Source organism: Akkermansia sp. JRP_AM1 (genome assembly GCF_049262625.1).
Lineage (GTDB): Bacteria > Verrucomicrobiota > Verrucomicrobiia > Verrucomicrobiales > Akkermansiaceae > Akkermansia > Akkermansia massiliensis.
Genome location: NZ_CP118234.1, coordinates 21,123 through 34,945 on the forward strand (window position 1 = coordinate 21,123; position 13,823 = coordinate 34,945).

The 13,823-nt window shown below is 50.7% G+C and carries 8 protein-coding genes, 2 tRNA genes and 1 other RNA gene; 7 read left to right on the forward strand and 4 right to left on the reverse strand.

Going from position 1 to position 13,823, the window contains the following annotated elements:
• Window positions 1–105: 105 nt before the first annotated feature.
• The 5 genes from sucC to PVA48_RS00080 all read left to right on the forward strand — a co-directional run bounded on the left by sucC (window position 106) and on the right by PVA48_RS00080 (window position 4,388).
• On the forward strand, window positions 106–1,287 hold the full coding sequence (sucC, locus tag PVA48_RS00060) for an ADP-forming succinate--CoA ligase subunit beta (RefSeq protein ID WP_102728357.1): 1,182 nt from the start codon (window positions 106–108) through the stop codon (window positions 1,285–1,287).
• A 21-nt stretch (window positions 1,288–1,308) separates the two neighbouring features.
• Window positions 1,309–2,196: a succinate--CoA ligase subunit alpha gene (gene sucD, locus PVA48_RS00065; RefSeq protein WP_022397860.1), complete on the forward strand. Its 888-nt coding sequence runs from the start codon at window positions 1,309–1,311 to the stop codon at window positions 2,194–2,196.
• A 297-nt stretch (window positions 2,197–2,493) separates the two neighbouring features.
• Complete coding sequence (locus PVA48_RS00070) at window positions 2,494–2,688, forward strand: hypothetical protein (protein ID WP_423232038.1); 195 nt, start codon at window positions 2,494–2,496, stop codon at window positions 2,686–2,688.
• Between the two features lie 381 nt (window positions 2,689–3,069).
• On the forward strand, window positions 3,070–3,486 hold the full coding sequence (locus PVA48_RS00075) for a hypothetical protein (RefSeq protein WP_423232039.1): 417 nt from the start codon (window positions 3,070–3,072) through the stop codon (window positions 3,484–3,486).
• A gap of 62 nt (window positions 3,487–3,548) precedes the next feature.
• Window positions 3,549–4,388: a hypothetical protein gene (locus tag PVA48_RS00080; protein ID WP_423232040.1), complete on the forward strand. Its 840-nt coding sequence runs from the start codon at window positions 3,549–3,551 to the stop codon at window positions 4,386–4,388.
• 1,452 nt (window positions 4,389–5,840) lie between these two features.
• Here PVA48_RS00080 and PVA48_RS00085 read toward each other — a convergent pair.
• Both PVA48_RS00085 and PVA48_RS00090 read right to left on the reverse strand, forming a co-directional pair.
• A tRNA-Ser gene (locus PVA48_RS00085) sits at window positions 5,841–5,933 on the reverse strand.
• Between the two features lie 327 nt (window positions 5,934–6,260).
• Complete coding sequence (locus PVA48_RS00090; RefSeq protein ID WP_102728355.1) at window positions 6,261–8,411, reverse strand: RecQ family ATP-dependent DNA helicase; 2,151 nt, start codon at window positions 8,409–8,411, stop codon at window positions 6,261–6,263.
• 214 nt (window positions 8,412–8,625) lie between these two features.
• Between PVA48_RS00090 and PVA48_RS00095 the strand changes: the two genes are divergently transcribed.
• Together PVA48_RS00095 and ssrA are read left to right on the forward strand one after the other, a co-directional pair.
• Window positions 8,626–8,702 (forward strand) — tRNA-Arg (locus PVA48_RS00095).
• 81 nt (window positions 8,703–8,783) lie between these two features.
• Window positions 8,784–9,143, forward strand: a transfer-messenger RNA (tmRNA) gene (ssrA, locus tag PVA48_RS00100).
• 312 nt (window positions 9,144–9,455) lie between these two features.
• On the opposite strand, the gene PVA48_RS00105 is transcribed toward ssrA, so the two are convergent.
• Together PVA48_RS00105 and PVA48_RS00110 are read right to left on the reverse strand one after the other, a co-directional pair.
• Entirely contained in the window at window positions 9,456–11,078 is a 1,623-nt protein-coding gene (locus PVA48_RS00105; protein ID WP_102728354.1) for a hypothetical protein, read from the reverse strand.
• A gap of 366 nt (window positions 11,079–11,444) precedes the next feature.
• Window positions 11,445–13,409, reverse strand: a complete 1,965-nt coding sequence (locus PVA48_RS00110; protein ID WP_102728353.1) for an alpha-L-fucosidase — start codon at window positions 13,407–13,409, stop codon at window positions 11,445–11,447.
• Window positions 13,410–13,823 lie beyond the last annotated feature (414 nt).

Sequence of the window (13,823 nt, forward strand, 5' to 3'; positions counted from 1 at the left end):
ATCCCCCGAACAAAAAATCAAAAGACCAAACCATTCTCCCTTGACCGGCACAAAAAACAGGCATAGCTTTTCTTTCGCAAACATTTGGCCGAACGGCCCACTGTCATGAACATTCACGAATATCAAGCAAAACAACTCTTTGAGCGCTTTGGCGTGGCTACCCCCAAGGGCATTGCCGCCGCTACCGCCCAGGAAGCAGCACAAATAGCCCGGAACATGGGCCTCTCCCAATACGTAGTTAAGGCACAGGTACACGCTGGCGGCCGTGGCAAAGGCACCTTCAAAAACGGCTTCAAGGGCGGCGTGCACGTCGTTGACTCCGTGGAGGAAGTGGAAGACGTAGCCGGCAAGATGCTCAACCAGGTTCTGGTCACCAAGCAAACCGGGGAAACCGGCAAGCTGGTCAGCAAGATCATGGTGGCGGAAGCCGTGGACCTGAAGAAGGAATGCTACTTCGCCATTCTCCAGGACCGCGCCCGTGAATGCCCCGTCATCGTAGCCAGCACGGAAGGCGGCATGGACATTGAAGAAGTAGCCGCCACCCGTCCGGAAGCCATCATCCGCGAACACATTGACCCGGCCTTGGGCATCCTGCCCTTCCAGGCCCTCAAGATCGCCGTGGCCCTGGGCCTGACCGGCCCCCTGCTCCGCCAGGCCACCAAGCTCATCACCAACGTTTACAAGCTCTTCACCGCCCTGGACTGCTCCCTGGTGGAAATCAACCCCCTCGTGGTCACCACGGACGACCGCGTGTGCGCCCTGGACGCCAAATTCAACTTTGACGACAACGCCCTGTACCGCCACCCGGAAATCATGGAAATGCGGGATGAAACGGAAGAAGACCCCCGTGAAGTGGAAGCCGGCAAATATGACCTGAACTACATCGGCCTGGACGGCAACATCGGCTGCATGGTAAACGGCGCTGGGCTGGCCATGGCCACGATGGACATCATCAAATACTACGGCGGGGAACCCGCCAACTTCCTGGACGTGGGCGGCTCCGCCACGGAGGAAATGGTAACCAACGCGTTCCGCATCCTCACCAGCGACAAGAATGTGAAGGCACTTCTGGTCAACATCTTCGGCGGCATCATGCGCTGCGACGTCATCGCCCAGGGCATTGTGGCCGCGGCGAAAAACATTGACATGAAAATCCCGCTCGTCGTCCGCCTGGAAGGCACCAACGTGGAAATCGGCAAGAAAATCCTCGCAGACAGCGGCATCGCCATCATCCCTGCCGACAACCTGGACGAAGCTGCCCAGAAAGCGGTCGCAGCAGTCAAATAACCCTCACTATTTATTACGACAATGACATCTCTCATTGACAAGAACACCCGCCTGGTCGTGCAAGGCATCACCGGCAGCGCCGGCGCGTTCCACGCCAAAAACTGCATGGACTTCGGCACCAACGTGGTCGCCGGCGTGACCCCCGGCAAGGGCGGCCAGCTCTTTGAAGGCAAGGTCCCCGTCTTCGACACCGTGGCGGAAGCCAAAAAAGCCACGGACTGCAACGCCTCCATGATCTTTGTGCCGCCGCCCTTCGCCGCGGACGCCATTATGGAAGCCGCTGACGCTGGCGTGAAGCTCATCGTCTGCATCACGGAAGGCATCCCGGTGCAGGACATGCAGAAGGTGAAAGCCTTCCTGAAGGATAAAGACGTGACCCTCATCGGCCCGAACTGCCCCGGCATCGTCAACCCGGCCGCCAACTGCAAGATCGGCATCATGCCGGCCTACATCTTCAAGCCCGGCAGAATCGGCATCGTCTCCCGTTCCGGCACGCTCACCTATGAAGCCGTCTGGCAGGTCACCAACATGGGCCTGGGCCAGAGCATGTGCATCGGCATCGGCGGCGACCCCGTCCACGGCATGACCCAGCAGCAGGCCGTTCAATTCTTCACGGAAGACCCCAACACGGACGCCTTCATCATGATCGGTGAAATCGGCGGTTCCGAAGAGGAAGAAGCCGCTGAATGGATCAAGAACAACTGCAAAAAGCCCGTCGCCGCCTTCATCGCAGGAGCCACGGCTCCCAAGGGCCGCCGCATGGGCCACGCAGGCGCCATCGTGGCCGGAGGCAAAGGCACCGCCGCCGCCAAGCAGGAAGCCCTGAAGGAAGCCGGCATCGTGGTGGCCAAGACGCCCGCCCAGATGGGCGCCGCCCTGGCGGAAGCCATGAAAAACAAGGGAATGTAAGCCCTCATTTACACACTCCCAATCAAATCCTAAAGCGCCTCCTGTTCAGGAGGCGCTTTTCTTGGAAGGACACGGCATCAATCCCATGATGCTGATTGGACCTGGATATAAGAAGACAGACATCTTTCAGGTATCTAAACAGGAGAAGCTTTCTAGTAATGCACAGAAACATTCCTATTATGTATTTTCCATATTACAAATTCACTTATATAATAATTATAATAAATATCATTATTAAAAATTAAATCATTTTTCTTTACAAAAGATTCAATTTAAAATACGTATTTTAGCATATTTATGAAATATCTCTCTCATCTTGTTTGCTTTTTAGGAATTCTGTACAGTTGCAACAATTTATTAGCAAACGATAATAATGACGATCTTGAAGAAACGGAGCAAGAAGCTTCTGCTTCTCTTAGAATCAAATCTCAAACACAATTATGTTCAGCAGATTATTATATTAAGAAAGGATTAGATAAGGAAGAAGATTGAAAAAGAACAGATATCGGTATCGGAGAAAAAATCACATTTTTACTTGTTGGAAAACCTAAAGGCGACATCAAGGAACTTACTTGGAATATTAAAGGAAACGGCTTCGAAGAAACAAAGGCCGACTTATTAAAAGGATCACAAAAGATTAGTCTAATTGCAAAAAAATCATTAACAAAAGATACGAACGTTCAAATTGTTGCCCAAACCAGTGAAGGGAAGGAAGCAAAGATTTCAATTAATATCAAAGTTCCTACAAAGATAGAGGCAAAGAAATTTAGTGGAGAAATTGAAACAGAAGATGGCAACGATAAAGTTGATACCAAAAAAATTAAATTCCCGAAAGGAAAGTATGGTCTCATAGGATTCATTGAATTAACCTTATTGCCCACTAATGTAAGTTTTAAAAAAATTAACGCTGTTGAGCGAGACGGAGGTCTTGAATGGCCTGAGAGAGACAATAATTCAAAAAAACCGGTACTAGCATCAGCACATACAGGACACGGAGTTAATAAAATTGTTAGAATAAGAGATAAAAATAATCTTTATGACATGGTTGCTGAGACAGGAGATACAGTAGTTAACCTTAACGCAATTCGCAAGTCGGGAGTGAATCCACAAAATTTCTGGTGGATATGTAAAAAATATATTAATTTAAAAGAAGAAAATAAAGATACCATTTCATTAGGGAAAACAAACCAAATATTCAATATAGAAGCAATAAAAATGTCTATAACTATAACTATTGTAAAATTTGGATTAGAATTTAAAAGAAACTCTGATGAAGGTGAAATTTTATGAAAGTACTATCATTTATGTATATATCTATCATTAGTCTACTCATTTCGTTGTGTCCTATTGTTATGGCTGATTCTTCTCTGAAAAGTCCTGCCTGCTTAGATCAATTTAAACAACCATCTGCCACTATCCAGAAACTTTCGGATTTGCTAGAATATCAGCATTTTAAATCCTTTTATAAAAATGCCGAAAAACATACATTTACCTTCGGTTTAACGACGCAAAATAATATTAATACTGAATTGAGCGACAAAATATGGCATTGTTATCTTGTCGCCTCAGCTCCGTTATTTTCCTTTAAAACATATCAGAAAACCGAACCGGAAGTTGAGATTGATGAAATGGCCGATATCAATCAAAAATCCGAGATTTGTCTATTCCTCGATAAATATATAAGACTTATTAAGGATTCGAATGATATGAAAGAATCTTCTAAAAAACAGATTATCCATCATATATTTTTGCCTTATTATGCAAAAATATTAAAACAATTCAAAGAATCAAAAGAACATAATCCCTACAGAATCACGGAATATAAAGAAACAAACGGAGAATCTAAAAACTTAAAAGAAAATAAAACTATTTATATTGAATCTCAAGAACAAATTTCAGAGCTTTGGAATCTTCTCAACGAAGTTGCTGATGGTGAATCATTTATTAACTCTAGAAATCAAGTAATCGAAGACGAAACTAAAGACCTGGAAAAATCTTTTATGGAAATTCTTGTTTCCATCTTTCCTGGTAAATATTCCAAAGTCGAAGAGTTCCTTCTTCAAGCCGGCTATACCAAAGAGGAAATTCCTAATTTGATTGATTGCACCGTCGGCAGGAACAATAAAACTGACTTTCTCTACAAAGGAAAGCATCGCCTTGCACATGACCGGCTTCTTAAGAAAAAGAAATAACTTCTCTCTTTCCGAAACAATGCATTGCCGCAAGCACACAAAGAACATTCACAAACGGACATGAAATATCCGTCATCTTAGGACATTCCTACAAGCACAGTTTTAATGCAGCAATTGCCGCCACGGCAGTACATGTACTCAAGGAACAGGGCCACACCATCCGCTTTCATGACCTCTGCCGGGAGCACTCCAACCCCGTTCGGCCGGACATGGAACTGGTCAGCGACATCCCGGGAAAACGCCTGGACAGCTCTCCATCAGCCGGAAACCAGGGAAGTTGACGGCATTGTCATCATCCATCCTAACTGGTGGGGACAGCCCCGGCTTTTAAAGACTGCATCTTCGCTTTCTGCAGCGTGCATGTTTTTGAAAGAAAAATGTTCTGCATCCTTGTAGCCAGCACTCCGGACATCCGTGCCAAATGACTTGACGAAGTGCGGGAAACGGTATGCACCCTCTTTCCCCCTGAGAGAGAACCCCGGTAAGAGCCCGCTTCGTGCCAAGATGAGCGAGCATGGGAATTCATGAAAGCCACGGACTACTCCCCTACCGTAAACCCGGCGGGAAGGAAACTGGTTTCCCTTTAAAGCAATTACGGCCAAATTGATTTTCATACTCCCCCGTTAGGAAGGATTTCCCTTAAGGAAGTCCTTCCGGATATCGATCCTTGATAAGCTTTGGCAAAGGGAAAGATACAACGTAAATGCCGCCAAGGAGCAAATCCACATACCTCAGTGGATGGCACAACTCAATCTTGAGACGTGGCATGTAATACAGCACTTTTTCTCCTCGTCATTGCAAATGATCCCTCTCAGAGAAAAAAGCTTTTCTTTCCCTACGTCAAAAAAGTCAAGAAGATAAATAGGAATCTTTCCCTGATTTTTAAACATAAAACTGGCCAAAGCATCCGGAGACAGGGTCCTCCCACCGTTCTCCCTGCATGGAAAGTGCAATGGGGCTATCCGGAACAACCCTGTTTTTTCCGCTTGTCCCATACCACAGGAACGGTGTTCCGCTCCCGTAAGAGAGGACAAGGTAAAATGCCCACAATAAAAAAGAATGGTTTTCATAAAGAGGATACATTATCCATTTTTAATAAAAGCTTCACAGAGAAAATCAATCAATAAAAAACCATATTCGCTGCAGCAAATAATGGAAAGGGACAGCATCGCCATTTTTTAATCCTCCCCCATTAATAATTTCAGAACAATCAGGCTTCTTTCATGCTCACCTCATTCCCCGGCCTTGCCATTCATACGCTGGAAGAACTCCGGCAGAGATAGCTTGCTGAACTGTATCTCCATGCAACTCTCCCTTGCCAGTTTCTAAACCAGTGCAGCCAGGCATTTGACTAAAAGGCAAATGATCCTTTCTCTTCTCTGCAACACCTGCCAAAAAAGCAAAAAAGAGCCTGTATCGTTAAAATACAGACTCTTAAGAAGAAAAATGTTTTGGCGGAGCGGGAGGGATTCGAACCCTCGGTACCGGTTTTGCCAGTACGTTCCTTTAGCAAAGGAGTGCTTTCAGCCTCTCAGCCACCGCTCCGTCTTGGGTAATGTGTGGAAAAGAAACTACACACTTCCCAAAATGAAGTCAATACATAAATAGTACAGGCAGGAATTACTCCAGGCAGGCATATTGGCAGGTCAGTTCCTTTTCTTCACCGGGTTTCAGCGCCACCTCCCACTGGAATTTCCCGTCCGGATTCAAGAGACGGACAAACGTCCTCCCAACATAAAATCAACCGGAAGCCGTTTTTCACCTGCAAATATAACCCCGCAGGAACATTCAGCGGCCGGACCATGGGAAAACAAGGGCCATCAGTTCCCCCACGGCGGCGCGGACATGGTGCAAGCGGTCCGGAAAACCTTTTTAAACCTCGCAATGCTCTGCGATCACTTCCAGAAAATCATCCAGATACTTCGCGGCCTTCTGCTCCCCGATGCCGTGGACGTTCATGGCTCCCCGGCGGGTGGTGGGTTTCAGCCTGGCCAACCCTTCCAGGGTGGAATTGTGGAATACGGCATAAGCCGGAATTCCGGCTTCACGGGCCAGCTCATTCCTGAGCTCCTTCAATTTCAAAAACAAATCTTCGTCAAACTCGCCCAGGGCGGCCAAATCCCCCGTGGAGCGCACCCTAGTCTGTCCCGAGGGGGCAGAAGCTTTTCCTCTGCGGGCAAGAGGCCAAATCATGGAGGCCTCCTTCCGCCCCATCATCACTTCATTACCTTTCGGGCTCAGGGTAATCAGGGGGCGGTCCGCTTCTCCGCTCATTTTGGTCAGGCCCGCCATCTGCATGGCGCGGAACAGCTGGCGGATGTCGTCCTCGCTCCACCGGGAAAGGATGCCATACGTACTCAGCCGGGCCAGGGAAGTTTTTAAAATTTCCTGATTCTTCGCCCCCTTGAGCATCTGGATGATTTTCGTCCTGCCCCACCTTCCCTGCCAGGAACCGTCCGCCATGCGCACGGACGCGCGCGCAATCCCGCTCAGCGCCTGCCGGACAACCCTGGTTTCCTCCTCGCCCAACGATTGGCCTTCCTCCACCCCCAGCGTCAGGCACTGGTCGCAGCGGCCGCACGGGGCGCCATCCTCCTCCCCGAAGTAATTCAAAATCCACTGCTGGCGGCAGCCGGTGGAATAAGCGAACTCCGTTACCGCCTTCAGTTTTTCCCGGTCCCTTACCTCTTTTTCCCGCAGGGCCTGTTCGTCCAGAGGAATCTTCAAGCCGCTTACGGCGGGGTCCGTCACTCTGGTAAGCTTCACGCGCTGCCCCGGAACGTCATGGCGGCTGATCGCGCCATTGCGCATGAGAACGGACAGGGCGGCCCCCACCTGCATGGCATTCCGGCATTTGAGGCGTTCCCCCATCTCCTCCATGGACCACGCCACATCGTGGGTTTCCGCACTGCAATGCTTCCTTAACAACTCGTACAGTTCCACAATCAGCGGAACGCCCGGATTCACCCCCTCAATAAAAAACTCCTGGGTCCGCAAATCCGCGTGGTTGAACAAAAGCTCGCAATAGGCTTCATCCCCGTCGCGGCCGGCACGGCCAGCTTCCTGGTAATAGGCCTCCACACTGCCGGGAACCTCAAAATGGGCCACAAACCTGACGTCGGCACGGTCAATGCCCATGCCAAACGCATTCGTGGCAATGACGATGTCCGCATGGCGGTTCATGAAGGCGTTCTGAGCCTCTTCCCGCTGCTCATCCGTCATGCCCGCGTGGTAAGCCGTCACGTTCAGGCCAAGTTCGGAAAGAGCCTCATGGACCTGCTCCACCTTTTTGCGGGTGGAGCAATACATAATACCCGTCTTATGGCGCTTCACCAGCTCGTACAGCCTCTTGTACTTGTCCTTGTGCGTATCGCAAGCCGTAATGCGGAAATGCAGGTTTTCCCGCGCAAACCCCCGTACAATCGTCACCGGGTCGTCCAGCCTCAAATGTTCCAGAATATCCTCCCGCACGCGGGGAGTGGCCGTGGCGGTCAGAGCCGCTACCTGCGGGCGCCCCATCGCTTCAATAGCCCTGCCCAGCTTCAAATAATCCGGACGGAAATCATGCCCCCACTGGCTCAGGCAGTGAGCCTCATCCACGGCAACCATATTCACGTCCACCTCCGCCAGAGCACGCATGAACCCCTCATGGCCGAAACGCTCCGGAGCCACATACACCAGCTTGAACGCCCCGTCCTTCATGCCGGCCAGGCGTTCCCTTTGTTCAGGAAAGCTCAGGGAGCTGTTGATCATGGTGGCGGGAATCCCTCTGGCGGCAAGGGCGTCCACCTGGTCTTTCATCAGGGCGATCAACGGGCTGACCACCAGGCAGACCCCGTCCCGGCACAAGGCGGGAAGCTGGTAGCACAGGGATTTCCCTCCCCCGGTGGGCATCACCACCAGCACGTTGCGGCCTTCCATGATGGAAGCCACCACGCGGTCCTGTCCCTCCCTCAAACTGGAAAAGCCGAAGTACTCCTTCAATGCCTCCATCGGCGACCTGATCACCTTGAACTCGCTCATTTTCTCCGTTCAGTGTGCCACAGCCCATTCCGTGACGCAACGCCTTTCCCCTCTTTCTGCGCTCCGGAATCAACGGCCTGTCTTTGAAGGACTCCTCTCCCGGGAAGAGAAAAAATGAGATTTTTTTCTCAAATCATCTTACAAACATCTTGACTTTCCCGAAGAAAAACCTATATTCCTCTCACCGCTTACGCGGTACACGACGCAAGTCAAAGCGCCCGTAGCTCAATTGGATAGAGCGTCTGACTACGGATCAGAAGGTTTGGGGTTCGAATCCCTACGGGCGTGCCACTTGCATCACCACCGGTAAATAAAATAATTCCTGCCTGAACGCCATGGCGGGATTTTTTGTCTCTACCGGTAAATACATATGGGGGCGCCATGGTTTCGACTGGAAGTCTGAGGTGCTGGCTGCATGTGAAGGTTAATCGGCTGGCCTTCTAAAAAGCCGATTAAAAAAATAAATGCAGAGTCTAACGACCTTGCTCTGGCTGCCTAATTAGTTCAGCCGCGTCAGAACCTCAACGCCTGCTAGAGGGGACGACGAACATTCAGCAGGCTGGTGCAATGCGGGGTTGCCGCGCAACGCACGAGACTTCCACAGGCAACTAGCGAGCCTGCCTAGTTGGCGCATGACGAAGCGGCCGCGAAAGCAGCAATATGCGTCTGAACATGGAGATGCCGGCATCAACGGCCTTCAGGACACGGGTTCGACTCCCGTCGCCTCCACCATTTATTTTAATCGCAAGTGCTTGAAATACAGTACTTGCGATTTTTATTTATCCAAAACTTCAGTACAAACAGTAGTACACTGTAAATCATTTTGGAAACAATGTACTGCGGGAAATTGCCGTGCACTGCGGGTATAAAGAAGCCCTCTCCTGCGGTGGGCGGGAGAGGGCTTCGGTGAGAATGTTGTCCTGGGCGTAACGGTTAGTGTGAGTGTAGCCGTCCGCGTCCCGGTACACGGCTGTCATCGTGAACTTGTCCCACTCTCCGAGACATGGAAACTGTAGCTGTAACTATCTATCTGCAATCATGGTATCAGGCTTGATCTTGAGTATCCGGATCAATAAAATCCTCTATCGTCTCGGACTTGATCGCGTTATACTCGATGGCCGAAAATCCATAATACGCAGGGTTATAACCGTCCATGTATCGCTGCATAATGCGCGGAGCGCCTATGTCCACAGTTGTGGCGTTTGTACTGTTGTAGATGTCCAGGTGGCATGCGTTAAATCCTACCGAGTTGTAGGTATGTATGCCCCGCACATTGGCGATGCGTATGCAGCAGCGATTATCGTAGCCGCCTGTCATTAGCCACAACGTCCCATAATTGTCAGTATCCCAGCCACCGTCACGGTACTGGTGATACACCAGCCCGCTGATGGATGCGGGCACGGCTGTGTTGCCGTCAAGGGGTAATAATGCCCTCGTAGTCTTGACAAACTTCCTCCCCGCTGAACGGGAGTAATAAATCTCTCTGACTCTGACCCAGTACCCTCTGGACTCAGAATCTCTTGTGTCAGATATAGTCACATCCAGCACCTCGCCAAAGTGCTCAGCGCTAGTGTGCACCCTAGTGTAATCGTCAACGTCTCTATCCGTCCTCACCGACACCTGTCCGTCACCCATGCCTAGCGTTATCTTGATAGTGGCTTTATAGGCTGACATCCGGACTGGCAGGGTAAATCCGCCAAATTTGCTGTAATTGGCGCGGCCTATAAGAGAGTGATCCAGGCCCATATTGACAGATGACGACTGTCTGGCCGGCACGGTAACCCTCATGAGCTGCCCCGACACCCGCTCCGTCACGGCAGCATTATTGGTGGTGGTAGTAATCGCGGCATCAAGGTAAATCTGCAGGTTGTATGTCTCGGCCACGGCGGCAAGCCCGGCAGCATATATCCGGTTGACGGCCGCAGTATTAGTCACGGCTCCCGCGGCAAGCGGGATGTTGATGCCTCCGTTAGCATTAACCGCATCGGAAAATGTTCCGCCCTGAGCCGTTAGTCCTCCGTCCAGCGTCATATTGCCCGCTTCATCTGTCAGTTTGTCCTGCTTGCCGTTCCACGTTTCACGTTCTTTCGCTGTTATGTGGACTACGGCATCATCCTTGTGCACATTGAAGGAAGACGCGTCGGCTTTTGCAGAAAGAGCGGCAGCATCCGCCTTGGCGTTCCACGCGGCGCGTTCGTCTTCCGTCACATGGATGGCCTTGTTCCCGGTATGCTCGTCAAGGTCTTCCTGGGTGGCAATGAGAATCCCCTTGGCCTTGACCGTGGTTTGATTATTCCATGCAGTACGCTCTTCCTCTGTAACATGGGCAGTTCCATTCTCCACATGTTCATTCAGTTCATTCAGAGAAGCTATGAGGGTTCCGTTGATAGAAGTAATTTTATTCATGATTATTTCTTGTTGTTTGTTGCGAAGTGGCTGAACAACGCCACTGCCATCCCGTCCACCATCGTGAACTCCGAAATTCTGGCTGGTGAAAAACCCGCTCCCTTCCTGGGCGGTGGCTGCTTCCACGGTCAGAGCAACCGCATCCCTGGATTCCAGAGATATTTCCCTTTCCTCCAAAGGCGAGCTGATGATCTGATCCAGCCGCACTCGGACGTGAAGCTCCTTCCATTCATCGGATAAAACGGCAACGTGTGCTACCACTTCGTTGAAAGTTTCTACCTGTTCCTGGAAAATATCATCCTGTGAAAAGCGTCGAGACTGAACGAAGCCGTTCCTGTCCGGGAATACGGCCGTCAGGATAATCTTCCTATAGAAGTTGAAGTGTCCCTGCCCCTACCTCCCACGCGCCACGATTGCAGAGCCGGCGGATATGTTAGCCGTTAATGCAAGCATGGTAAGCGGAAAAACATTTGGGGCGCTTCCTTTTTACATGGGCCGCCTGGTTGCTTCATGGAGAAACCTAGCATCCTTCTTCCTGTTGAAGCACACCGGAGCAAGAACCAAATTTCCATTTGCCTGGTTTCCCTTTCCCTCTTTTTCCTCGTAGAAAGGCCCTTATAGGCCATATTAAAGCAAATCCAACTCGGCAACAGCCGCTTTACGTGCTCCGTCGGCACCCTTTTTAGCGCTGAATTTGACGAATCTAGCTTCAACGGGAACAAAATTGACCTCCTGTTCCACCGGGTTGTTGACGATATTGCCGAAACGGCCGGAAGCCACCGGCTTTCCCCATGTTTTGCCATCCCTGCTGAGGCGGATATCATACATTTCAATATGGCCCGGCCCTCCCTCCATCACAGGCGTATATATCAACCCGGCAATTTTCTGCACTTTTCCCGTATCAATAACAATGTCGCATCCCTGGGGAGGCAGTCCCACTTCCACATAAGTATCCGTTTTCCCGTCTTTCAGCCGCTCCAACTGGGCCGCGGGAAGGTTTTTCCCGGCAACGGTTATTTTCCATTCCTTCCTGTTCAGTTTCCGGACGCCTTCCACGTTGTCCTCCGTTGAGAAAGGAGCCAGGTAATACAACGAGAAATTGCTGAATGAAATGGATTTGCGGGAATCCAGGAAGCGTATCCTCAATTGATCAGCCTTCACCGCCTTCGGCAGCCTGATCATTTTACGGAATCCGATGGTGGTACTTTCAGCCAAGGGTTTCCACTGGCCGTCCAGCCACGCATCCACGGCAAAGCGCTCCACACGCTGGCCGTAATCACGAACATTTTCCTGTAGCTTGATGACGTTGAACTCCTGTTTTCCAGACAATCGGATTTCTACCTCCGCCCGGGTGGTGCCATCAGGAGTGGCCCAGCCTGTAAAGGGGCTGCCGTCAAACAAAAGCCCGGATTCCGGATTTCCGGCCCACCCGGAAAGAGCTTTCGCCCGGGCTCCCCTGGCCAAGTCATTTTTTTTCATCTTTCCAATCACCCTGCCAAATTGGATCATCCTCCTGGCATCCGCCTCCGGAATGATTCCTTCCTTATTGGGAGAGAGGTTGGGAAGAACGTTGGAGTTTTGTCCCACGGTTGAAAAGTAACAGTCCACCAGGTAATCAAGAGATTTGATGGTTTTGTCGTCGCGTTCATGGTAAAACCAGCCTCTCCGTATGGGGAGGCCTGCACGTGAAGGGTACCAGACGAGCCGCTTTTTCCCTGCCAGGCTATCAATGGAGCCCAGATTCCTGTCTTTAGCCCGAATCCCCACATCATTTCCGCCAAACAGGCGCGACGAGGCCGTAACCCCCTGGACGCACCATTCCGTTTCCCGTCCGCGTCCCATCTCGTTTCCTCCCCACCGGACATCTGGAGCCGCCCCGGAAAGCAGAACGTCCGGCTGCAATTCCCTGGCCTTTTTAAAGATCCTCTCCCAGTCGAAGGGAGTCTGTTTCCCATTGACTTTGCTATCCACCCCGGCTCCGTCAAACCATAGAAGATAAACAGGGCCGTAATTGGTCAGCAGCTCTTCCAGTTGTTTGACGTAGAAATCATTGTACTTTTCCGTCCCAAAGCTTTTTTCATGCATGTCCCACGGGGAAAGGTAGATGCAGAATTTCATGTCCAGTTCCCGGCAGGCCGCGGAAACTTCCCGAACCAGGTCTCCTTTTCCTCCCTTGTAGGGAGAACGGGAAATGTTGTGATCCGTCCATTTGGTGGGCCACATGCAGAATCCGTCATGATGCTTCGCTACAAAGATCACTCCCGTTACACCGGCATCCTTGAACGTTTTTACCCAGGAACGGGCGTCCAGCCGGGAAGGATTGAAAATTGCAGGCTCCTCCTTTCCGGTTCCCCATTCCGCTCCGGTAAACGTGTTCATGCCGAAATGGATGAAACCCAGCATTTCCCGCTGCTGGTAATCCAGTTGCCGGCCGGAGGGCCTTACCTTGACCGCCATCTCCACCAGCTCTCCGCGGGAAGCCTGTTCCGGAACCATGACGGACACGCCTTCCTTTCCTTTTCCACACGCGACAGCCGGGTACCCCAGCAAACCACAGAGCAACAGGGCGCGAAGTTGAATAAAGGCAGTCATTTTTTTAAATCAATAAGGGGTATTTTTAGCCGTATATTGATAATACTCTGTTAACAATAATATTCTTTCATCTCCCTCCGGGCCATTCCATCATCCGGGCTGAAATGGGCATGTCTTCTGGCATCCAGACGGCGGCGGTTCCGCACGGGGTTGCCGTCAAAGATTGCCCGGGAACGTGCAGGCATCATTACGCCGTTTGACGAGTGCCGGAGGCCCTTCGGAATTGGAATCTCAAATTGCCGTTCGAATAAAAACTCCACTCTGAATGAAGCCATGAAGCGGGCCGCCAGAAAAGGTTTGTCCATGGAAGAAGGGATATTGAGCGCGGCAAAGGAGAAATGGGAAAAGGGTTGTTAACAGAGGTTCATCTGAAAAGATAATGGCGGCTCAAGCATGGAGAAACCGTTTTCCCAT

Excerpts from the sequence above, each read along its gene's own strand:
- PVA48_RS00080 (WP_423232040.1), top strand. The coding sequence starts at position 3,549 with ATGGCTGATTCTTCTCTGAAAAGTCCTGCCTGCTTAGATCAATTTAAA.
- PVA48_RS00110 (WP_102728353.1), bottom strand. The coding sequence starts at position 13,409 with ATGACTGCCTTTATTCAACTTCGCGCCCTGTTGCTCTGTGGTTTGCTG.
- sucC (WP_102728357.1), top strand. The coding sequence starts at position 106 with ATGAACATTCACGAATATCAAGCAAAACAACTCTTTGAGCGCTTTGGC.
- sucD (WP_022397860.1), top strand. The coding sequence starts at position 1,309 with ATGACATCTCTCATTGACAAGAACACCCGCCTGGTCGTGCAAGGCATC.
- PVA48_RS00090 (WP_102728355.1), bottom strand. The coding sequence starts at position 8,411 with ATGAGCGAGTTCAAGGTGATCAGGTCGCCGATGGAGGCATTGAAGGAG.
- PVA48_RS00070 (WP_423232038.1), top strand. The coding sequence starts at position 2,494 with ATGAAATATCTCTCTCATCTTGTTTGCTTTTTAGGAATTCTGTACAGT.